We start from the raw sequence: 20241 nt of genomic DNA, 5'->3' as shown, positions 1-20241 counted from the left end.
GGGCGGGCTCGTTTCGTACGCGTTCGCTTCGGCCGATCAGCGCTCGGCGGTGCCCTCGACGTAGTCGCTGTCGTTCGGCTTGACCCAGCTCATCAGCTTGCGCAGCTCGCGTCCGGTGGACTCGATCTGGTGCTTCTCGCCCTGCTCGCGCAGCTTCTTGAACTCGGGAGCGCCAGCGTCCTGGTCGTCGATGAAGCGCTTCGCGAAGGCACCGCTCTGGATGTCGGCCAGGACGGCCTTCATGTTCTCCTTCACGTGCGGGTCGATGACGCGCGGGCCCGAGACGTAGTCACCGAACTCGGCCGTGTCGGAGATGCTCCAGCGCTGCTTGGCGATGCCGCCCTCGATCATCAGGTCGACGATCAGCTTCAGCTCGTGCAGGCACTCGAAGTAGGCGACCTCCGGCTGATAACCAGCCTCGACCAGCGTCTCGAAGCCGTACATCACCAGCTGCGAGGCGCCGCCACACAGCACGGCCTGCTCGCCGAACAGGTCGGTCTCGGTCTCCTCGGTGAAGGTGGTCTCGATGCCACCCGCGCGCAGGCCACCGATCGCCTTGGCGTAGCTCAGGGCCAGCGGCCAGGCGTTGCCGGTCGCGTCCTTCTCGACGGCGACGATCACCGGGACACCACGACCGTCGGCGTACTCGCGACGCACCAGGTGGCCGGGGCCCTTGGGGGCGACCATGCACACGTCCACGCCCTCGGGCGGGGTGATGTAGCCGAAGCGGATGTTGAAGCCGTGCGCGAAGAAGAGCGCGTCACCGGGAACGAGCGAGGGCTCGATCTCCTCTGCGTACAGCTTCCGCTGGTGCTGGTCGGGGGCCAGGATCATGATCAGGTCGGCCTCCTCGACCGCCTCGGCGACCGTGAGGACGCGCAGGCCCTCGGCCTCGGCCTTCGCCCAGCTCTTGCTGCCCTCACGCAAGCCGACGCGGACGTCGACGCCGGAGTCGCGCAGGTTCAGCGCGTGGGCATGGCCCTGGGAGCCGTAGCCGATGACGGCGACGCTGCGTCCCTGGATCACGGACAGGTCGGCGTCGTCTTCGTAGAACATCTTGGCCATGGGGTTGTTTCTCCTTGTTTTCTGGAAATCTCGGGTGGTCAGGGACGGGTCTTGTCGGTGATGGTGCGGGCGCCGCGAGCCAGGGCAACCTGCCCCGACTGCACCAGCTCGACCACGCCGAAGGGCTCCAGCATGGTCACCAGCGCGGTCAGCTTCTCCGCACCACCGGTCGCCTCAACGGTAATGGAATCGGGCGACACGTCGACCGCCTTCCCACGGAAGAGGTTGACGGTGTCGACGATCTGGGACCGGTTCTCCGCATTGGAGCGCACCTTCACCAGGATCAGCTCACGCTGCACCGCATTGTCGAGCTCGACGATCTTGATCACCTCGACCAGCTTGTTGAGCTGCTTCACCAGCTGCTCCAGCACGGTGTCGTCGTCCACCTGGGCGACCAGGGTCATCCGCGAGAGGTGCTCGTTCTCGGTCGGGCCCACGGCGAGCGACTCGATGTTGAAGCCGCGACGGCTGAACAGGGCCGCGCACCGGGCCAGGACGCCGGGCTTGTCCTCGACCAGGACGCTGAGGGTATGGGTGCTGCTCACAGGACTTCCTCTTCCCACTCGGGCGCCATGTCACGGGCGACCTGGATGTCGTCATTGCTGGTGCCGGCGTGGACCATCGGCCACACCATCGCGTCCTTGTGGACGACGAACTCGACCACCACCGGACGGTCGTTGATCTCGAGGGCCTTGTTGATCATCTCGTCCACCTCCTCGACCGTCTCCGCCCGCAGGCCGACGCAGCCCATCGCCTCGGCCAGCTTCGGGAAGTCGGGGACGCGCTCGGAGTGCAGGTCGGTGTTCGAGTAGCGCTCGTTGTAGAGCAGGGTCTGCCACTGGCGCACCATGCCGAGCACGTTGTTGTTGATCACGGCGATCTTGACCGGGATGTTGTTCAGCGCGCAGGTGACCAGCTCCTGGTTGGTCATCTGGAAGCAGCCGTCGCCGTCGATTCCCCAGACCACCGCGTCCGGGAGCGCCGCCTTGGCGCCCATGGCCGCGGGGACGCAGTAACCCATCGTCCCGGCGCCGCCGGAGTTGAGCCACTTGCCCGGCTTCTCGTGCGGCAGGAAGTGTGCCGACCACATCTGGTGCTGGCCCACGCCCGCGGCGAAGACCGCGTCCGGGCCGGACAGCTCGCCGATCCGCTTGATCACATACTGGGGGCTGAGCTTTCCGTCGTTCGACTCCTCCCAACCCAGCGGGTACTTGGCCTTCATCCCGGTCAGGCGCTTGGCCCAGGCCTTGCAGTCCACCTTCTCGGCATCCGAGCCGCTCATCTCGCCCACCAGGCCCCTCAGGAAGGCCTTGGCGTCGCCCACAACGGGCAGGTCGGCCACCCGGTTCTTCGAGATCTCGGCCGGGTCGACGTCGCAGTGGATCACCTTGGCCAGCGGCGCGAAGGAGTCCAGCTTGCCGGTCACGCGGTCGTCGAAGCGGGTGCCGACGGCGATCAGCAGGTCGGCCTGCTGCAGCGCGCCGACGGCCGCGACCGTGCCGTGCATGCCCGGCATGCCCATGTTCAGCTCGTGGCTGTCGGGAAAGGCCCCGCGGGCCATCAGCGTGGTCACGACCGGGATGCCGGTCGCCTCGACCAGCTCCGCGAGCTCCTTGGCGGCGCGGGCCTTGACCACCCCACCACCGATGTAGAGGACGGGACGCTTGGCTGCGGCGATCATCTTCGCGGCCTGCTTGATCTGGCGGGCGTGGGGCTTGATGGTTGGCTTGTAGCCCGGAAGGTCGATCCCGCTGGGCCACACGAAGGGCGCCGACTTCACCAGCGCGTCCTTGGCGATGTCGACCAGGACGGGGCCGGGACGACCGGTCTCGGCCAGATGGAAGGCCTCCTTGACCGCCTTCGGGATGTCCTCGGTGCGGGTGACCAGGAAGTTGTGCTTGGTGATCGGCATGGTGATGCCGCGAATGTCGGCCTCCTGGAAGGCGTCGGTGCCGATCGAGGTGGAGTTCACCTGGCCGGTGATCGCGACCATCGGCACGGAGTCCATGTAGGCGTCCGCGATCGGGGTGACGAGGTTCGTGGCGCCCGGGCCGGAGGTGGCGATGCAGACACCGACGCGTCCGGTGGCCGTGGCATAGCCCTCGGCCGCGTGCCCGGCGCCCTGCTCGTGGCGCACCAGGATGTGGCGGATCTTCGAGTCGTACAGCGGGTCATAGGCCGGCAGGATCGCTCCGCCCGGGAGGCCGAAGACGACCTCGACCCCGAGCCGCTCCAGCGAGGCGACCAGCGCCTGGGCGCCTGTCATGGTCTTGGGTGTCTCGGCCACCGTGGTTTCCCTTCATCAGTTTGTGTGTAGGTGCTGCAGGCCTCCGCTCGCCGACCGTCCCCGGCCAACAAAAAACCCCCGGTGCCGTGGGGCACGCGAGGGAGGCGCTGGCTCGAGGAGGTTCGGGCTCAGCGCTGGGCAACTACGAGGGTGGTCTGCTGCATGTCTTCACGATGCAACCATCCAAGCGCTCTGGTCAAGTAAGGGACGAATCTTCCCAGCATGTGGAACCCTGCCGACCGGACGAGCCGCCCGTCCCCAGTGGGGCGGGCAGCTCGTTCGTCGTTCATGTCATCCGTGCTGACCCGATCAGGCGACGGTGGAACCGCTTCTGGTGGTGGTGTCGTGGGCGGGACGGGCCGTGCTGAGATCGTCGTCCACGCCGTGGTTGTTCTTCCACAGGAACCAGCCGAGCAGGCCAAGGAGCAGGCCGAGCAGGATGCAGGCGATGCCGGCCCACATCGCGATGGTGCCGACCAGCCAGAAGGCGTAGGCCGTCAGCAGCATGGAACGAAGCGCGTCACCCATGAACATGGTCTGACGGAGGCCACCCAGCTTCTGGCCCTCGGCGGAGGCCTTCTGCTCGTCGGTCAGCTTGGTGTAGGCACCCGAGACCTCTTCATAGGTCTTGCCGCCGGAAGCGCTCATCATGTGCTCCCACAGGTAGTCATTGGCGAAGGCCTCAGCCTGTGGGCCGGTGGTCATCTCCTTGCCCGCGTACTTGCCCAGGGCGTCCTTCATCTCCTGGGTGGTGAGCTGGGCGTCGGCAGGCATGGTGATCTTTTCCTGCTTGAGCTGGTCGCTGACGTAGTTGTGGGCGAAGTTGCCGCCGAAGAGCGCCCCGAGGCCCACCAGGAGGAGGACGACGGAGAAGACCTTGGCGAGGATCCGCTGGACAGTACGTGCCATGGTGGGGATCACTTTCTCGGGTTCTTTCGGGGGGCAACGATTGCCCCCATCGGGATGTGATCGACGCTATTGCCCAGGTGCACCAGACATCCCCCAGGGGGGTACCGTCTAGTTGACGATTTGATCTTCTCGTTACAATTGACCGTTGGTAAGTCTGGCCAGCACTGCGTCCAGGTCGCCGGGGTCGCGCTGTTGCACCAACGCGCCGATCCCGGGCTCGGCCGCATAGCGCGGCACCAGGTGCACGTGCAGGTGGAAGACCGTCTGCCCCGCGACCTCGCCGGCATTGCTGAGGACGTTGATGCCGTCGGCTCCGAGGCGGTCGACGAGCAGCTTCGCGGTGGCGCTGACGGCTGGCGCGATCTCGGCCAGTGCGGTGGGCTCGTCGAGGACGTCTTTGACGTGGCGCCGAGGGACGACGACGGTGTGGCCCTCGTGCCAGGGCGCCATGTCGAGGAAGGCGATGGCGTGCTCGTCACGGTGGACGACGCGGGCGCCGATCTCGCCGGAGGCGATCTTGCAGAAGATGCAATCGGGGTCTGTGGTGGCCATGGGGGCGATGCTACGCACGTAGCGTCTGGGCTGGCCGGTGACCGGTCAGCGGACCTGGAAGCCTGAGGCCCGCAGGCCGTCCTTCACCTGGGAGATTGACAGGGTGCCGTAGTGGAACACGCTGGCCGCGAGCACCGCGTCCGCGCCAGCACGGGCAGCCTGGACGAAGTGCTCGACGGTGCCTGCGCCGCCGGAGGCGATGACGGGGACGTCGACGACCGCGCGGACGGCCTCGATCATCTCCAGGTCGAAGCCGTCGGTCGTCCCGTCGGCGTCCATCGAGTTGAGCAGGATCTCGCCGGCCCCCCGGTCGACGGCCTCGCGGACCCATTCGATCGCGTCCAGGCCGGCGGCGGTGCGGCCGCCGTGGGTGGTGACACCGAAACCGGACGGCTGCCCGACTTCGCGGCGGGCGTCCAGCGAGAGCACGATCACCTGGTTGCCGAAGCGGGCCGAGATCTCGTCGATGGCCTGGGGCCTGCGGATGGCGCCGGTGTTGATGCCGACCTTGTCGGCGCCGCAACGCAGCAGGGCATCGACGTCGTCGACGCTGCCCACTCCCCCACCGACGCACAGCGGGATGAAGACGGTCTCGGCGCAGCGGGTGACCACGGCGCGGGTGGTGGCGCGCCCCTGCGAACTGGCGGAGATGTCGAGGAAGACGAGTTCGTCGGCTCCCCGCTCGCCGTAGGCGCGGGCCAACTCGACGGGGTCGCCGGCGTCGCGCAGGTTGGTGAAGTTGACGCCTTTGACCACGCGTCCGTCGTGGACGTCGAGGCAGGGGATCACGCGCAGGGCTACCGACATGGGGCCAAGCCTAGGCTTGCCGGGCGCAACGCCTCCCCCGGTGTCAGTCCTCGTCGGGATCGAAGGCGACCACGCCGCGGCGCATCGCGTCCACGACCTCGCGGCAGGTACGGCGCAGGTCACCGGGACCAGCCGCCGTGCCCACCTGTCCGGCCATGTCGATCACCTGCCGCACCCAACGGACGAAGTCACCCGCGGGCAGGCCGGACTGGCCCAGCACCGTCGCCAGCGGCCGTCCCGCAGCCCAGGCGTGGGCGGCCTCGGCGAAGCCGATGTCGGGCTCGGGAGCGCGATCGAGCCGGAAATCGCGTTCGACCAGGCTGACCTGGCGCCAGGTGTTGCGGAGCCGCTGCTGGGCGTGCTCGCTACGCCCGTCGGGCATCCGGGCCATCCGGCCCTGGTCGACGCGTCGGGTCTCGTAGACCAATGAGCTGAGCACGGCCGCCAGCTGCGGTGCGTCCAGCCCGTCGAATACGCCGTCGCGGATGCACTCGGTGGTGACCAGGTCGAGCTCGGAGTAGATGCGCGCCAGCATCCGCCCCTGGGTGGTCACCTCGTGGTCGTCCTCGCCGAGGTAGCCCAGCGACTCCAGCACCTGGCAGAGCTTGTCGAAGCGCTTCGCGATGGTGTTGGAGCGGGCCTCGGCCTTGCGGCTGGCCTGGTCGACCTCACGCTCGAGACGCATTGCCCGCTCGGCGAAGCGGGCATGGGTCTCCCGGTCGGGGCAGTGATGGCAGGGGTGGGTGCGCAGCTGGTGGCGCAGGTGCTCGATGCGCCCGGCGAGCTGCTCGTCTGCCCTCGGGCCGTGCACGTCATCGGGCTGGGGAGCCAAGGACTCGAGTTTGGCCAGGAAGCTGGACGCCAGCGCGCGCCGGTCGGCTGGGGTGCGCGGGTCGAGGCGCTTCTGGACGCGCATCCGCCCCACCGGTGACACCGGGGTGGGGAAGTCGTTCAGCGTCAGCCGGACGAAGTCCCGGTTCTCGGTGACCACCAAGGGGTGCGGTTCGGCATTGCGTCCCCGCACGCCGGGGTCGATCACCGCCGCCCAGCCCGAGTGCTTGCCGCCCGGGACGTGGATGATGTCACCGGGCTCCAGGTCGAGCATCGACTGGAAGGCCTCGGCACGGCGGTCGGCCTTGCGCAGCCGGGCCGACTCGGCCTCCAACTGCTTGACCTGTTCCCGCAGTCGCGCGTACTCGGCGAAGTCACCCAGGTGGCATTCGGCAGCCTTGAGGTAGTCGGCGATCTCGGTCTGGTGCCGGTCCCGCTGGCGGGCCTGCCCGACGACGCTGCGGTCGGTCTGGAACTGGGCGAAGCTCATCTCCAGCAGGCGGCGGGCTTGCTCGCGCCCCACCCGTCCAACCAGGTTGACGGTCATGTTGTAGGTGGGCGAGAAGGACGAGCGGAGCGGGTAGGTGCGGCGGGAGGCGAGGCCAGCGACGGCCCGGGGGTCCATCCCTGGCTGCCACAGGACTACGGCATGGCCCTCGACGTCGATGCCGCGGCGACCCGCGCGTCCGGTGAGCTGGGTGTACTCCCCCGGTGTGATGTCGGCGTGGGTTTCGCCGTTGTACTTGACCAGGCGCTCGATGACGACCGTGCGGGCGGGCATGTTGATGCCCAGGGCGAGGGTTTCGGTGGCGAAGACGACCTTGATCAGCCCGGCGGCAAAACCCTCCTCGACCACGGCCTTGAAAGCGGGCAGCAGTCCGGCATGGTGCGCGGCGATGCCGCGTTCGAGGGCCGCAATGAAGACGTCGTGGTCGAGCGCGCGCAGGTCGGCCGGGGGCATGGCGCCGACATGCTTCTGCGCGATGCCGAGCAACTGGGTGGCCTCGCGGTCGGTGGTCAGTCTCACACCGCTGCCGAGCAACTGGCGCACCGCGCCGTCACAACCCTGGCGGCTGAACACGAAGCAGATGGCCGGCAGCAGGTTGGCCCGTTGCAGCTGGGTGGTCATCACGGCGCGGCTGGGCACCAGCGAGCGAGACCTGTCGTCCCGGCCCCTGTCGTCCCGGCCCCTGTCGTCCCGGCCCCTGTCGTCGCGGCCCCTGTCGTTGCCGGCACGAGCAGCGGCCCCGCCGAACTGTCCCGAGCCGTAGGCGACGACCTTCTTGCCACGGCCATTGCGGCCGCGTGGGCGGCGGGAGTCGTCGCGCTGGGAGCGCGTCTCGGTGGAGGCGACCCGCAGCAGTTCCGGGTTCACCTTGGCGGCCCGCTCCGGGGCCAACGCGGAGGCGGTGGGCGCCTCCCCCTCGAACAGGTCCAGCAGTTGCTTGCCGACCATGACGTGCTGGAACAAGGGTGTGGGGCGACGTTCGGAGACGACCACCTCGACATTGCCGCGCACCTCGTCCAGCCAGTCGCCGAACTCCTCGGCATTGGAAACGGTGGCCGACAGGCTCACCAGCTGCACCATCGGCGCCAGCCCGAGAATGACCTCCTCCCAGACGGCGCCACGGAAGCGGTCGGCGAGGTAGTGCACCTCGTCCATCACGACGTAGCCAAGGTTGTTCAGCGTCGGGGAGTTGGCATAGATCATGTTGCGCAAGACCTCGGTGGTCATCACGACCACCTGGCCCTCGGAGTTGATCGACGTGTCGCCCGTGAGCAGGCCGACGCGCTCGGCGCCGTGGCGCTCGGCCAGGTCGTGGAACTTCTGGTTGCTGAGCGCCTTGATCGGAGTGGTGTAGAAGCACTTCTGGTTGTTGGCGATCGCGCAGAAGACCGCGAACTCGCCCACGACGGTCTTGCCGGCACCGGTGGGGGCGGCGACCAGCACGCCGGCGCCCTTCTCGACCCGGCGACAGGCGTCGAGCTGGTAGTCGTCCAGGGGGAAGGGATAGCCGGCCGCGAACTCGGTCAGCAGCGGGCCGTTCACGTCCCTGCCGTCACTGTCCCTGCCGTCACTGTCGCTGCCCGCGGCGGGGCTGGTCTCATCGGTGCTCATCACCACCGACAGTAGCCGGTGGTCGCGCGGCTCAGACCGAAAGCACCTGCAGCACGCCGGGAGCGCACTCCACGGTGATCGGGGCGTCCCCGAGCGTCTCCCCGTCGGCCATCCCCAACAGTCCTTCCCCGTCGACCCGGACGACCTTGGCGCGCAGCACCTCGACCTTGGGGTGGCGGACGTGCTGCCCGGCGAAGACGGTGGGCAGCAGTGCCGCCAGCATCCTGCGGCTGAGCGGGTGGACGATGCACACGTCCAACTCCCCGTCGTGCACGTCCGCGGCCGGGCAGATGTTCATCCCACCCCCGAACCAGCCGGCGTTGGCGACGGCGACGATCATCGCCTCCAGCTCTCGGGGCTGGCCGTCCACCTCGATTCGGTAGGGCAGCGGCGAGAAACGCGCCAGCTCGGTGATCGCCACCCGGGCGTAGTCCAGGGCGCCCAGCCGCAGCCGGGCGGTGTTGGTGTGCTGGTTGACGCGGGCGTCATAGCCGGTGGAGACGACCGAGCCGACCCACTGGCTGGACAAGTCGGCGCCGCTCACCCGGGAGACGTCGATCGTGCGGGTGGAACCGGCGACGACGGCGTCGGTGGCCAGGGTGACCGTGCGCGGCATCTTGGCCCCACGGACGAAGTCGTTCCCAGTGCCGGCCGGGAGCACGCCGAGCCGGGTGCTGGTGCCGGCGCAGGCATTGATACCCAGGTGCGCCATCCCGTCCCCGCCCATCACGAGCAGGTCGGTGGCCCCTTCGGCGACGGCGGACGCGCACAGGCGCCGGGCGTGGTCATAGCCCTCGGAGCGGTGGACGTCTAGCTGGCTGCCCCGCAACCGGTCGTGCAGCACGCTCTCGACGCGCGGCAACAACCGGGCCGCGCGGCCGCCACCCGAGCTCGGGTTGACGACAAGCGCGATGCGTCGGTCGGGTACGTCCACGCGGATCAGTCGACGGAGACGAGCTCGGCGTCGATGTCGCCGTCGGCGGTGATGCCGCGGCGGCGATCATTGGCGTGGCAGATGACCTCGCTGATGATGTACATCAGCGCCATCGGGATCGCCATCGCCAGCATCGAGAAGGGGTCGACCGAGGGCGTGGCCACGGCGCCGAAGACGAAGCAGATGAAGATCGCGGGAATGCGGAAGCGGGACAACGTCCGGGCCCGCACGACGCCCATCAGGTTCAGCGCCACCAGCACAACCGGCAACAGGAAGCTGAGGCCGAAGACCAGCAGCATGATGGTGAGGAACTGCAGGAACTTGCTGACGTCCTGCAGATTGGTGACGTCATCGGGCGTGAAGCCCAGGAGCACCGCGAAGCCCTTCGGGGCGATCCAGTAGGCCAGGGCCACGCCACTGAGGAAGAGCGGGATCGCGCTGCCCATGAAGGCGAGCGCGTACTTCTTCTCCTTCGCCAGCAGGCCCGGGGCGATGAAGGCCCACAGCTGGTACAGCCAGACGGGGCAGCTGGCGATGATGCCTGCGTACAGGCAGGTCTTCAGCACGAGCATCAAGGCCCCGGCGATGCCGTCGGTGACCAGGTCGACGCTGCCATCGGGGTGCGCCTGCACGTACCAGGCAATGGCCTGGTTGTAGGGCCGGAAGACCTGGCGGTACAGGAACTGGTTCCAGTTCCAGCAGATGCCGAACGCGACCAGGATCGCGATGACCGAGACGATCACCCGGTAGCGCAGCTCGCGCAGGTGGTCGACCAAGGCCATGGAACCCTCGTCATCCGGCTTCGGCGGCCGCAACCAGGAAAGGTCGAGGCGCCGACGCCGGACGGCGGTGGCTCCAGAAGCGTCGGCCATGATCAGGCTTCGAGCTTCTTCTCGGTCTCGACGATCGTGCCGTCGACGGTCTCGGTGACCTTCTTGGTCTCGACCTCGGCCGGCTTCTTCTCGTCACGCAGGGTGGATGTCTCTTCCTTGAACTCGCGGATGGCGCGGCCGGAGGCCTTGCCGACGCCGGCGAGTCGGCTGCCACCGAACAGCAACAGCGCGAGGGCAAGGATGATCAGCAGTTCGGTGGGGCCCAGGTTAGGCATGGTCGTCTCCCTCTTCAGGCACGCTCGCGAGCGCGCCACGTGTCGTTCTCGTCTCGTGGGCGGCGCCCGGGGGCCCCGTCCGCACTCAAGCCTAGCTCCCCCAACTGGGCGGCCATGTCACCGGCCTGTGCGGTCACTGCGGCGGCCTCGTGCGCGAGCGCACGAGCCTTGCCCCACAACCGCCACCACAACCAGGCGTGCAGGGCCAGACCGGCCACTGCGATGGCGGTGAACAGGCTGAGCCAGAAGAACCAGTTCACAATCCGAAGACCGCCTCGTTCAGCGCCAGCGCGTCGGCGGCGGTTCGGGCGGCATCGACACCCGCGTCGGCGGGCTCCAGCACCGTCGCTCCCCCACCCAGGCGCAACAACAGGTGCCGCAGCCAGTTCGGGTCCGTCACGGGGAAGGTGGCAATCGTCCGTCCGTCGACGACCTGCACCTCGCCCCGGGTCGGGTAGTACTCGGTGATCCAGGCCGCCTCGGGTGCCAGAGCGAGGGTCACCTGCTGCTCGGAGGCGTCGAACCAGCCGACCCGGGCCGCCGGGGCTGGGCCATGGTCAACGGCCGGACGATCGACGATGCGCGCCTCCACGATCCGGTCGAGCCGGTAGGTGCGCCAGGCCCCGCGCTCGTGGCTCCAGGCCTGCAGGTAGGCCACCCCATCGACCAGGTCGATCCGGGCCGGGTCGACCTCGGGCCGGGTAGTCTCCCCCCGCGTCAGCCCGTCGTAGACGAGGCTGGCGCGCCGCGAGTTGTCGATGCAGTGCACCAGCACCCGGCGCACCAGCTCGGTGCCGGTGTCCAGATGCAGCGCCACCCGGTTCGTCTCGGACGAGGAGGTGAGCGCCTCCAGTTTCGCCAGCGCGCTGGCCACCGCGGCCGCCGTGTCACCTGTGGCGACCTCCGCAACGGTTCGCAGTGCCACCACCAGGCTCATCACTTCGTCCAGCGTGAACCGCATCGGACGCGCAAGGTAGTCGGCATTGGTGAGGTGAATCGTGCCGTGCTCCTCGGCAGCGTCCATGTCGATCTCGATCAGGTCGCCAGGCAGGCCACCGGGCAACCCACACATCCACAGCACCTGCAGGTCCTTCATCAGCTGGGCACGGGTGACGCCGAAGGCCTGGGCGGCCTGCGCGACGGCGACGCCGGGGTGGGACTGCAGGTAGGGCACCAGGGCCAGCAACCGCGAGACCTGGTCGGACGAGGTGCTCATCGCGCCACCTCCCGCAGCTGGGCCAGCACGCGCTCGCGCACCTCGACGGGCTCGACCACCAGCACGTCCGCGCCGGCGGCGCACACCTCGGCCGCGAGGCCGTCGACGCGGGCGTAGTCGACGCGGTGACCGGTGAAGCCCTCCAGCCGGACGGTGGCGGGCAGTTCGGCGGGGCGCCCTCGGCGTCGCAGCGCCGGGGCATGATCGCCGCGAATGGCCAGCAGCGCCTCGGAATCGGGGGCGCTCGGCTCCAGTCGGCGGGTCATCTCGGCCAGGTCGACCTCGGGCACCTGGTAGCAGCCGGGCTCGCCGACGACGACCGGCTCGGAGGTGATCCGGGACATCTTGAACAACCGCGGCTCGCCGCGAGACAAGTCGCGGCCCAGCACATACCAGGCGCCCTTGCGCCAGGTGACACTCCAGGGCTCCAGGACGCGCGTGTCGGCACCACCGCGGTAGCTGAACTCGACCCGCCGCCGTGCCAGCGCCGCCGACCAGATCGCCTCGAAGGCCGGTTCCCGGGCCGAGACGCTCGGCTCGAGCGCGGCCAACCGGTCGGTGTCGGGTTCGATGCCGGCTGCGCGGAGCTTCGCCAGGGCGCTCACGGTCTGCTCGGCCACGCTCGCCTGTTGCCACACCCGCGCCGCGGCGCCGAGCACCGTCGCCTCCTGCGGCGTGAACTCGACCGGCGGGAACTCGAAGTCGCTGCGCTTGATCCGGTAGCCGACCTCGTCGGCGAAGTAGCGGTCGTTCTGGCCCGTCTCCACCGGGACGCCCATCGCGCGCAGCTCGTCCTTGTCCCGCTCGAAGGTGCGCTCGAAGGCCGCATCGCTGAGCCCGGCATAGCCCTCGACGACCTGTCGGATCTGCTCCTTGGGCAGGAAGCGTCGGGCCGACAGCAGGCAGATCGTGAGGTTCACGATACGTTCGCTCTTGCGCGGGGCCATGGCGTCGACGCTACCAGTCAGGGCCGCGGCAGAAGGAGCGACACGGTGGGCGATTCGAAAGCCTGTGCGCATGTCGACGTCGGCCCGTTCGCGCCCTCCCGGGCCGATGGTGCGGGCCGCTTCGCGCCCTCCCATCCCACAGGTGCGGGCCGCTTCGCGCCCTCCCGGGCTGATGGTGCGGGCCGCTTCGCGCCCTCCCCGACCTCCGACCTGCACCTCGGAAACTTGCGGACCGCCCTGTTGGCCTGGCTGTGGGCGCGGACGGAGAATCGTCCCTTCCTGCTGCGCGTCGAAGACCTGGACCAGCAGCGCGTCGCTGCGGCACCGCAGGTGGCCGCCCGACAACTGGACGACCTGCGCACCCTCGGCATCGACTGGGACGGCGAGGTGCTGCGCCAGAGCGAGCGCCTGGAGCTCTATCGCCAGGCCGCGGCCGGGCTGGAGACCTATGAGTGCTTCTGCACCCGCCGCGAGATCGCCGAGGCCTCCCAGGCCCCCAACGGCGGGCCGGGAGCGCCCCAGTACCGCCCCTACCCCGGCACCTGCGCCCACCTGTCGTCCGCCGAGCGGGACCAGCGTCGGCGGGCCCGCCAGCCAGCCATCCGGGTGCGGGCAGAGGGTTCGGTCTTCAGCATCCACGACGCCCATGCCGGTGAGGTGACGGGTCTGGTGGACGACTTCGTCCTGTTCCGCGCCGACGGGACGCCTGCCTACAACCTCGCGGTCGTCGTCGACGACGGCCTCACCGGCGTCACCCAGGTGGTCCGGGCCGACGACCTGCTCGACTCCTCACCCCGTCAGGGCTGGCTGGCGAGCCGGTTGGGCTTCACGGTGCCCGGCTACGTCCACGTCTCGCTGGCGCTGAACCCCGCCGGGCAACGGCTGGCCAAGCGCGACGGGGCCGTCACCCTGACCGACCTCGCCCGGGGAGGCCGCACCCCCGCCGACGTGCTGCACCTGATCTGCGACTCGGCAGGAATGCCGAGGGCCGACAGCGCCACTAGGGTGCTGTCGGCCCTGGAAGCCGGACGCGGTGACCTGGCCAACCCGCTGGTCTGGAAACCGTGGGTCGTGGCCGGCGCCGCCTGAGGCTGGCTCAGGCGGCGGTCGCCTGCGCGTAGAGCAGGTCGACCACGTAGACCAGCGTGCTGTTCTTCGGGATCGTCGAACCGTCACCCTCGGCACCGTAGGCGGTGCTCGGCGGCGCGATCAGCAGCACGCGGCTGCCGACGGTCTGGCCGACCAGCCCCTTCTGCCACGCGGTGATGGTCTGGTTCAGCGCACCGGACTCCCCACCCTTGGTGGAGTAGTCATCGACGACGAGCTTGCCGGTCGCCCAGTCCCAGGCGCGCTGGTGGATCGTGATGGTGTCGGTCAGCACCACCTTGCGTCCGGTGCCCTTGATGATCGGCTGCACCGTCAACGCGGTGGGGGCAGCGGTCTTCGGGATCGTCACGGTGGGGACGCCCTTGGCGTCGGTGACGGTGGGCAGGCCCGCCTTGGGCGCCACGGCGGTCCCGGACGGCGCGGTGAGCGAGGCCGACAGGATGTCGACGACGAAGATGAGGCAGTCACCGACGTTGATGCCGGCCGAGGAGTTGCCGCCGGAGGCGTCGTAGCCGTCCGCACCGGTCATCATGACCAGCACGCGGGAGCCGACCTTCTGGTTCGCGATCGCCTTCTGGAAGCCGGTCACCACGTTTGCGAGGGCGAAGGTTGCGGATTGGCCGGCGGTGAAGGATTCGTCGAAGACCTTGCCGGTGCGTCCGTTGACGCCGTGGTAGTTCACCTCGACGGTGGCATCGCTGGCGACGGTGGCGCCGGTGCCGGCCGACAGGGTCTTGACCAGCGTCTTGGAGACCGCGATCGGCCATTTGGCGGTGACCTTGGGAGTCTTGCCGAAGGCGCCGGTGACCGTGATCGCGGACAGGTCGCTGATCACGGTGGGCTTCACGGTCGGGGTGGCCGACGCGCTGGCCGAGGCGGACCCGCTGGCCGAGGCAGTCGAAGAGGCCGACGCGCTTGTCGAGGCAGCAGGTGTCCCGGCCGAGGCGCTGGTCTGCGACTGGGTGGACGCGTCGTCGCTGCCACAGGCGGACAGGGTGGCGCCAGCGACGGCGGTGAGCGCGAGCCCACCGACCTGGCGGCGGTTCAGGTGGTTGTTGAGCACCAGTTCAGACTACCGGAGGCATCTCGGGGCCCCTCGGGTCGGCCACCCGGCGCATCGCCGAGGTCCGGGGCTCGCTCGCCATCCGCGCGACCAACTCGTCGACGACGACATCCTGAGCACACAGCGGATCCGGGACGGACGCGTGCCCATCGGCCAGGTCGTGGCAGGTGAAGCGCATCCAGTCGACGGTGTACTGGCGCTGGTTCTGCTGCGCGGCCGTGACGAAACGGGACCGCAGCGCGGCGCGGGTCACGGGGGGCTGGTCCACGGCACGGCGGACGACATCCGCCCCCACCCAGCGCTCGACCTGGCCGCGGGCCTCGGCCAGTCGGCACAGCCCCTGACCGGAACGGATGTCGTGCCAGACCAGGTCGATCTGCGCCAGCCGGGGGTCGTCGGCGCGCAGGCCTCGGCGCCCCTGTTCGGCCAACAGGACGCGGCGTTTGGCCACCCAGTCGACCAGGTGTGCCACCTCGTCGAGCCGGTCGTCCTGGACCGCATCGAGCACCCGTCCCCAGGTCTCGTGCACGCGGCGCAGCTCGTCGTCGTCCGCGAACGGCGCCGTCAGCTGCCACCAGGCACGCTGGACGTCCAACGCGGTCAACTGCCCCGCCCGACCGTCAAAGCGCACCCGCCCCGTCACGTCCCCGGCGACAGCCCTGATCGCCGGACCGGTGTCGGCCGGCACCATCGCGTCCAGCCGCTGGCCAGCCTCGATCGCGCGCAGCACCAGCTCCGTGGAACCGACCCGCAGCGCGGTGGTCGCGTCGATCAGCGTCGAATCTCCGCAGATGACGTGCAGCCGGCGATGCCGGGCCGGGTCGGCGTGCGGTTCGTCGCGGGTGTTGACCAATGGACGTGAGCGCGTCGTCGCCGTCCCCACCGGGTCCCACATGTGCGCCGCGCGCTGGGAGAGCAGGAAGCGTCCGACACCGAGCCGGTCGCGCTCCCAGTGCCCGGCGCCGCTGGTGAGCTGCCGGGTCACCAGGAAGCCGCTCAGCGCGTCGGCCAGTTCATCCACCCCGTCGCCGGGTTCCCGCGCGACCTGGTAGTTCTCGTGCGAGCCCCAGGAGTTGCCGTGGGAGTCGACGTTGTTCTTGAAGACCGAGACCCGCGCCTGTTCCCCCTGGTCGGCGAGATGCTCGACGAGCCGGTCTGCCAGCTGGTCGACCACGACGTCCCCGGCCCGGTCCTGCGCGACGAGGTCGCCGATGGTGGCGCACTCGGCGGTGGCGTACTCGGGGTGGGAACCAACGTCCAGGTACAGCCGGCCGCCATTGCGCAGGTAGACATTGGTGGCCCGGTTGGCCTCGGCCACCGGCGCGAACAGCGCCTCACCAGCCTCGTCCGAACCCAGCCGGCGCCACCGGCCGCTCGCGGTGAGCACCCGCACCTGGAGCCCATACTCGGTCTCCAGGCCATGCGCGCGCACGGACAGTGCGGTGCCCCCCACGGCGACTACATCTTCACGACGTCGAGCAGGGCGCCCAGTTCCTCGCGGCTCAGCTCACGGGCCTCGCCGGGCGGAAGCTGCTGCAGCCGGACCGGTCCGATGCCGGTGCGCGACAGCTTGCGGACGGGGTGCGCGACCGAGTCCATCATGCGGCGGACGATCCGGTTGCGGCCCTCGTGCAGGGTCACCTCGACCAGGCTCTTCGAGTCGCTGCGCATGATCAGCTTGACCTTGTCGGGCTTGACAGGGCCGTCGTCCAGGCGCAGGCCCTTCTCGAGTCGGCGGATCGTCTTGTTGTCGACGAAGCCCTCCACCTCGGCCAGATAGGTCTTGGGGACGTCGTAGCTGGGATGCGCCAGACGGTGCGCGAACTCGCCGTCGTTGGTGAGGATGATCAGGCCCTCGGTGTCGGTGTCCAGGCGTCCGACGTGGAACAGGCGCAGCTGCTGCCAGCTCTTCTTGTCGAACTGGATGTCACCCAGGGTGGGGCGGCCCTCCGGGTCGTCCATCGTGGAGACGACACCGCGGGGCTTGTTGAGCACCAGGTAGACGTGGCGACGGGGCGGTGGGATCCGGGCACCGTCGACGCGGATCGTGTCGCGCTCCGGGTTCACGCGCACACCGAACTCACGGACGATCTCACCGTTCACCTCGACGCGCCCGCGGGCGATCATGTTCTCGCTGGCGCGGCGGGACGCGATGCCGGCCGCGGCGAGCACCTTCTGCAGTCGGATGCCCTCGCCCTGCTCCTCGTCCTGCTCGTCGGTGCTGTCGATGTCGGTGCTGTCGATGTCGGTGCTGTCGGTGTCGGCTGACAGCTCCTGCTCGTCGGCGTACTGGTCCATCTCGTCGACCTCCCGGTCGTCGTGGTCACTCATCGTGGTCCCTGTCCTGGTCTCGTGCTTGGTCTCGTGCTTGGTCATCGTCCGGCTCGTCGCCGCCCGTTGGTCCATTGTCGCGCGCCATCGACGAATCGCCTGCATTGCTTCCTGTGACTCCATCGGTGGTCGCGGACGGCAGGGTCCCGGGTGGCAGGGGCGGTTGGGCCGCGAGCTGGGCCAGCTCCTCCTCCAGCGCGGTCGCATCGGGCAGGTTGGGCGCGAGCGGCGGCAGCTCGTCCACGGACGCGATGCCCATCCGCTCCAGGAAGTAGTCGGTGGTGGCGAACAGGGTGGCGCCGGTCTGTTCGTCGATGCCGCTCTCGCTGACCAGGTCTCGGGCCAACAATGTGCGCACGACACCGTCGACGTTGACCCCACGGACGGCCGAGACGCGTGCCCGCGAGATCGGCTGCAGGTAGGCGATCACCGACAGGGTCTCGAGCGCCGCCTGGGTGAGCTTGTTCTGCTGGCCGCTGACCACCCACTGGCTGAGCAGCTCGTGGTGCTCGGCGCGGGTCCAGTAGCGCCAGCCACCGCCGACGTGGCGCAGCTCGAAACCGCGTCCGGTCTGGTCGTAGAAGGTTGCCAGTTCGCGCAGGGCCGCCAGCACCAGGTCGGTGGGGGCCCCGACGGCCTCGGCCAGCGACTCCGTGGGCATGGCCTCGTCCGCCATCAGCAGCAGCGCCTCCAGCGGCGCGCCCAGCTCTTGCGGGGTCACGGACCCCGCGTCAGGCTCGAGGATCGTGGGGTCTGGTGCGGGGATCGTGGCATCGTCACTCATCGCGTGCCTCCTGTGCGGTTTGGTCGGTCGGTGCCTCCGGGGCGGTCCCGTCGAACTCGTCGGAGACCGTCAGGTCTGCGTCCTCGTCGCCGGCCCAGGCGATGGTCAGCTCCCCCAGCGGGGAGAGCTGCTCGAAGGTGACAGCCCGGTTGCGGAAGAGTTCCAGCAGGGCAAGGAAACGAGCGATGGTGGTGAGCTTGTCGGCGTCCCCGGTCAGGGCGCGGAAGCTGATCCGCCCCGCGCGACGGATGCGATCGACGATGACCCCAGCCTGCTCCTGGACGCTCACCCGCGACCCGTGCAGATGCTCCAACGAGACCTCGACCACCGCTGGCGGGGTCAGCACCCGGGTGGCGATGGCAGCGAAACGGTCCAGCGAGACCGGGATCGTCACCTCGGGCAGCAGGCCCTCGAAGACGGGCTCCAGCCCGCCGGGGCGGGGCAGCCGCAGCGACTCGCCGGTCAAGGTCTGGTCGAAGTCGGCGCTGACCAGCTTGAAGGCGCGGTACTGCAGCAGCCGCGCGAACAGCAGGTCCCGCGCCTCAAGCAGTGCGAGGTCCTCGGGGTCGTCGACCTCCCCCTGTGGCAGCAACCTCGCCGCCTTCAGGTCCAACAAGGTGGCCGCGACGACCAGGAAGCTGGAGGTCTGCTCCAGGTCCCAGACCGCGCCGCCTGCCTTGACGTGGGCGATGAACTCGTCGGTGACCCTGCTGAGCGCTACCTCGGTCACATCCATCTTGTGCCGCGTGATCAGCTGCAACAGCAGGTCGAAGGGGCCCTCGAAGTTGTCGAGCGTGACCCGGAAGCCGGTCTGGGCCGACTCCTCGGCACCCACCAGCTGGCTCTGGGGCAGGCTCACTGTGACCGGAGCCGGCGCACCAGCTCCGACTGCTCCCCGCGAGCGACGAGGTCTTCCATCACGATCGCCACCGACTCACGGACCAGCCGCCCACGGTCCACGGCCAACGAGAAGTCGCTACGCAGGGCAAGGCGTCCGTGCTCAAGGGCCAGCAATTCGTCGCGGCTCACGTAGACGGTGATCTTCTCGTCGTGGCGCACCCGCCCCGTCGCGGGGGCCTTCACCGGGGCCGGGGCAACGCGCGGCGTGGTGCGCAGCGCATCCTGCTCGGCGGGGATGGCGGTCGGGTCGTCGAAGTCGTCCGCCTCGGCCGGCCCGGAGGCACGGAAGAGCTCAGCGGAACCGGGGAGGTTCACTCGGCGAGGCATCGCGCGTACACCTCCTTGGCCAGCGAGCGGTAGGCCGCAGCGCCGGGCGAGGAGCTGGCGTAGGTGGTGATGGGCTCACCGGCGACCGTGGTCTCCGGGAACTTGATGGTGCGCCGGATCACCGTGTGGAAGACCGTCTCACCGAAGGCCTGGACGACGCGCTCCAGCACCTCGCGAGAGTGCAGGGTACGGGCGTCATACATCGTCCCCAGGATCCCCAGCACCTCCAGGCGCGGGTTCAGCCGGTCGGTGACCTTGGAGATGGTGTCGGTCAGCAGCGCGATGCCGCGCAGCGCGAAGAACTCACACTCCAGCGGCATGATGACGCGATCGCTGGCGGTCAGCGCGTTGATCGTGAGCAGCCCGAGCGAAGGGGCGCAGTCGATCAGGATGACGTCGTAGCGGTCCTTCACCTGATTGAGCACGCGCGACAGGATCTGCTCGCGGGCGACCTCGCTGACCAACTGCACCTCGGCAGCGGACAGGTCGATGTTGGACGGGAGGATGTCCAGCCCCTCCACGGAGGTCTCCTGGATCACCTCGTCCACGGTGTGCTCACGGCTGAGCAGCAGGTTGTAGATCGACGTCTCCAGCGTGTGCGGGTTGACGCCCAGGCCCACCGAGAGCGAGCCCTGGGGGTCGAAGTCGACCAACAGCACCCGGCGTCCGGTCTCCACCAGCGCGGCACCCAGGTTGATGGTGGTCGTCGTCTTGCCGACCCCACCCTTCTGGTTGCACATGGCGATGACGATCGCGTGCTTCGGCCCGTCGGCCGGGGGCTGCGGGGTGGGCAGTTCGGGGAACGGACGACCCGTCGGGCCCATCTCACCCGGCGCGGTCTGTTCGTCATTGCCCGGTCGGTCGAGGGTGGTGGGCACCTCGAAGAGGGTGTCCCCTCTCCCAGGCGTCTCGTGCTCGCCGAGCTGCTCGTTGCTCACGTGTTGGCCCTTCCGG

21 protein-coding genes are annotated in these 20241 nt (G+C 69.3%); 1 reads left to right on the top strand and 20 read right to left on the bottom strand.

The features are described 5' to 3' along the window. Window positions 1-36: 36 nt before the first annotated feature. From ilvC to ABD089_RS07170, 13 genes are all read right to left on the bottom strand, one after another. The gene (gene ilvC / locus ABD089_RS07230; protein WP_343885616.1) at window positions 37-1065 is read right to left on the bottom strand and encodes a ketol-acid reductoisomerase; all 1029 of its coding nucleotides are present in this window, start codon (window positions 1063-1065) and stop codon (window positions 37-39) included. Window positions 1066-1103: 38 nt separating this feature from the next. Beyond that, window positions 1104-1610, bottom strand: a complete 507-nt coding sequence (gene ilvN, locus ABD089_RS07225; RefSeq protein WP_343885615.1) for an acetolactate synthase small subunit — start codon at window positions 1608-1610, stop codon at window positions 1104-1106. Further along, entirely contained in the window at window positions 1607-3331 is a 1725-nt protein-coding gene (locus tag ABD089_RS07220; protein WP_386769215.1) for an acetolactate synthase large subunit, read from the bottom strand. The genes ilvN and ABD089_RS07220 overlap by 4 nt, the downstream gene beginning before the upstream one ends. A 330-nt stretch (window positions 3332-3661) precedes the next feature. After that, entirely contained in the window at window positions 3662-4261 is a 600-nt protein-coding gene (locus tag ABD089_RS07215; protein ID WP_343885613.1) for a hypothetical protein, read from the bottom strand. A 132-nt stretch (window positions 4262-4393) separates the two neighbouring features. Beyond that, on the bottom strand, window positions 4394-4813 hold the full coding sequence (locus ABD089_RS07210; RefSeq protein ID WP_343885612.1) for an HIT family protein: 420 nt from the start codon (window positions 4811-4813) through the stop codon (window positions 4394-4396). 45 nt (window positions 4814-4858) lie between these two features. Further along, on the bottom strand, window positions 4859-5620 hold the full coding sequence (hisF, locus tag ABD089_RS07205; protein ID WP_343885611.1) for an imidazole glycerol phosphate synthase subunit HisF: 762 nt from the start codon (window positions 5618-5620) through the stop codon (window positions 4859-4861). A 43-nt stretch (window positions 5621-5663) separates the two neighbouring features. Then, window positions 5664-8570: a DEAD/DEAH box helicase gene (locus ABD089_RS07200; protein ID WP_343885610.1), complete on the bottom strand. Its 2907-nt coding sequence runs from the start codon at window positions 8568-8570 to the stop codon at window positions 5664-5666. Window positions 8571-8601: 31 nt separating this feature from the next. Continuing rightward, window positions 8602-9504 carry a diacylglycerol/lipid kinase family protein gene (locus ABD089_RS07195; protein ID WP_343885609.1) on the bottom strand — a complete coding sequence of 301 codons (903 nt, stop codon included), beginning with the start codon at window positions 9502-9504 and terminating at the stop codon, window positions 8602-8604. A 5-nt stretch (window positions 9505-9509) separates the two neighbouring features. After that, on the bottom strand, window positions 9510-10376 hold the full coding sequence (gene tatC, locus ABD089_RS07190; RefSeq protein WP_343885608.1) for a twin-arginine translocase subunit TatC: 867 nt from the start codon (window positions 10374-10376) through the stop codon (window positions 9510-9512). Window positions 10377-10378: 2 nt separating this feature from the next. Beyond that, on the bottom strand, window positions 10379-10612 hold the full coding sequence (locus ABD089_RS07185) for a twin-arginine translocase TatA/TatE family subunit (protein WP_343885607.1): 234 nt from the start codon (window positions 10610-10612) through the stop codon (window positions 10379-10381). 14 nt (window positions 10613-10626) lie between these two features. Further along, a complete protein-coding gene (locus ABD089_RS07180; RefSeq protein WP_343885606.1) occupies window positions 10627-10872 on the bottom strand; it encodes a hypothetical protein in 246 nt (81 codons plus the stop codon). Further along, window positions 10869-11828: a helix-turn-helix transcriptional regulator gene (locus ABD089_RS07175; protein ID WP_343885605.1), complete on the bottom strand. Its 960-nt coding sequence runs from the start codon at window positions 11826-11828 to the stop codon at window positions 10869-10871. The genes ABD089_RS07180 and ABD089_RS07175 overlap by 4 nt, the downstream gene beginning before the upstream one ends. Beyond that, entirely contained in the window at window positions 11825-12775 is a 951-nt protein-coding gene (locus ABD089_RS07170; RefSeq protein ID WP_343885604.1) for a helix-turn-helix transcriptional regulator, read from the bottom strand. Before ABD089_RS07170 ends, ABD089_RS07175 begins: the two co-directional genes overlap by 4 nt. 45 nt (window positions 12776-12820) lie before the next feature. Here ABD089_RS07170 and gluQRS point away from each other — a divergent pair, with 45 nt between their 5' ends. Continuing rightward, complete coding sequence (gene gluQRS / locus ABD089_RS07165; RefSeq protein WP_343885603.1) at window positions 12821-13864, top strand: tRNA glutamyl-Q(34) synthetase GluQRS; 1044 nt, start codon at window positions 12821-12823, stop codon at window positions 13862-13864. A gap of 7 nt (window positions 13865-13871) precedes the next feature. On the opposite strand, the gene ABD089_RS07160 is transcribed toward gluQRS, so the two are convergent. From ABD089_RS07160 to ABD089_RS07130, 7 genes are read right to left on the bottom strand one after another with little or no spacing between them, the layout of a single operon-like run. Next, window positions 13872-14945 carry an FKBP-type peptidyl-prolyl cis-trans isomerase gene (locus ABD089_RS07160; RefSeq protein WP_343885602.1) on the bottom strand — a complete coding sequence of 358 codons (1074 nt, stop codon included), beginning with the start codon at window positions 14943-14945 and terminating at the stop codon, window positions 13872-13874. A 4-nt stretch (window positions 14946-14949) separates the two neighbouring features. Beyond that, window positions 14950-16398: a proteasome accessory factor PafA2 family protein gene (locus ABD089_RS07155; RefSeq protein ID WP_343885601.1), complete on the bottom strand. Its 1449-nt coding sequence runs from the start codon at window positions 16396-16398 to the stop codon at window positions 14950-14952. A 5-nt stretch (window positions 16399-16403) separates the two neighbouring features. Beyond that, entirely contained in the window at window positions 16404-17276 is an 873-nt protein-coding gene (locus ABD089_RS07150) for a pseudouridine synthase (protein ID WP_343885600.1), read from the bottom strand. Then, window positions 17269-18060, bottom strand: a complete 792-nt coding sequence (scpB, locus tag ABD089_RS07145) for an SMC-Scp complex subunit ScpB (RefSeq protein WP_343885599.1) — start codon at window positions 18058-18060, stop codon at window positions 17269-17271. Before scpB ends, ABD089_RS07150 begins: the two co-directional genes overlap by 8 nt. Then, on the bottom strand, window positions 18053-18919 hold the full coding sequence (locus ABD089_RS07140) for a segregation and condensation protein A (protein ID WP_386769202.1): 867 nt from the start codon (window positions 18917-18919) through the stop codon (window positions 18053-18055). Before ABD089_RS07140 ends, scpB begins: the two co-directional genes overlap by 8 nt. Next, on the bottom strand, window positions 18916-19287 hold the full coding sequence (locus ABD089_RS07135) for a hypothetical protein (protein ID WP_343885598.1): 372 nt from the start codon (window positions 19285-19287) through the stop codon (window positions 18916-18918). Before ABD089_RS07135 ends, ABD089_RS07140 begins: the two co-directional genes overlap by 4 nt. Then, window positions 19272-20225: a ParA family protein gene (locus ABD089_RS07130; protein ID WP_386769205.1), complete on the bottom strand. Its 954-nt coding sequence runs from the start codon at window positions 20223-20225 to the stop codon at window positions 19272-19274. Before ABD089_RS07130 ends, ABD089_RS07135 begins: the two co-directional genes overlap by 16 nt. Window positions 20226-20241: the final 16 nt, after the last annotated feature.

The sequence above is a fragment of the Luteococcus sanguinis genome (assembly GCF_039527675.1).
Classification (GTDB): Bacteria; Actinomycetota; Actinomycetes; order Propionibacteriales; family Propionibacteriaceae; genus Luteococcus; species Luteococcus sanguinis.
The sequence above is the reverse complement of the archived record's forward strand: the minus strand, read 5'-3'. Positions and strand labels throughout refer to the sequence as shown.